A 1,161-nucleotide genomic window follows, 5' to 3' on the forward strand; every position below is an offset into this window, starting at 1 on the left:
GTTCGACAACGCAAACAGCGTCAGCACCTGCGCGGTGTTCTTCGCCAAACCGCGATAGCGCACCTTGACGTAACCGAACTGGCGTTTGATGACTCGAAACGGATGCTCCACCTTCGCGCGCAGGCTGGCCTTGGTGTGCTCCCAACGCTTCGCCCGCTTCAATTCGCGTTTGTTCTTGATCTGCTTCAGCTTCGAGGGCTTCTCTGCGATCAGGTAGCGCAGCTTGCGCTTGCGCTCCATCTCCTCGCGCTTGTCCAGTCCGGTGTAGCCACTGTCCCCGCTCACCGTGTCTTCCTTGCCGTGCAGCAATTTGTGCGCCTGCGTAATGTCCGCCGCGTTGGCCGCCGTGCATTCCACGTGGTGCACCAACCCGGAGGCATCATCCACGCCAATGTGCGCCTTCATCCCAAAGTAGTACTGGTTGCCCTTCTTGGTCTGGCGCATGTCCGGATCACGTTCGCCATCCTTGTTCTTGGTCGAACTGGGCGCAGCAATGATCGTGGCATCCACGATCGTGCCACCACGCAAGCTCTGGCCCTTGCGTGACAGATGCGCGTTCACCCGATTGAACAGCTTGCGTGCCAGATCGTGGTGCTCCAATAAATGGCGGAAGTTGACAATCGTGGTCTCGTCCGGCACCTCGTCCAGGCCGCCGATCCTTGCAAAACGCCGCATCGACACCGTGTCGTACAGCGCCTCTTCTGCGCCAGGGTCGCTCAGCGCGTACCACTGCTGCAGAAAGTGGATCCGCAGCATCGTCTCCAACGGATACGGCTGCCGCCCAGGCTGGCCCGACTTCGGATAGTGCGGCTCAATCAGCGCCAGCAAAGCCTTCCACGGCACCATCTGATCCATCTCGGCTAGGAACACTTCGCGCCGTGTCCGCTTGCGCTTGCCGTTGTACTCCCCATCGCCAAAGCTCAGCTGCATCGAAATCGTCCGCTCTGGTTCTTCATCGATTGTCGCAGATCAGGCTCTTTGTTCAGAGCTTCCCTAATGCTGCTGATGCTGCACAGTTGTAGCTCCCATCGCCACAACACTCACACCTGCGCTCGCCACTCCCTTCTCCCGCTTGCGGGAGAAGGTGCCCGAAGGGCGGATGAGGGCAAGCTCCCACGCACCAACAGCAAAAAAGGCCGCCCGAAGGCGGCCTCTCTGACA

1 protein-coding gene is annotated in these 1,161 nt (G+C 59.9%); it reads right to left on the minus strand.

All coding sequences use genetic code 11. The annotated features are described in order from the left end of the window. A partial coding sequence (locus tag XAXN_RS00260; RefSeq protein ID WP_054318060.1) for an IS5 family transposase occupies positions 1-930 on the minus strand: 930 nt, incomplete at its 3' end. Positions 931-1,161 lie beyond the last annotated feature (231 nt).

The sequence above is a fragment of the Xanthomonas axonopodis genome, assembly GCF_001304695.1.
GTDB classification, from domain to species: Bacteria; Pseudomonadota; Gammaproteobacteria; order Xanthomonadales; family Xanthomonadaceae; genus Xanthomonas; species Xanthomonas axonopodis.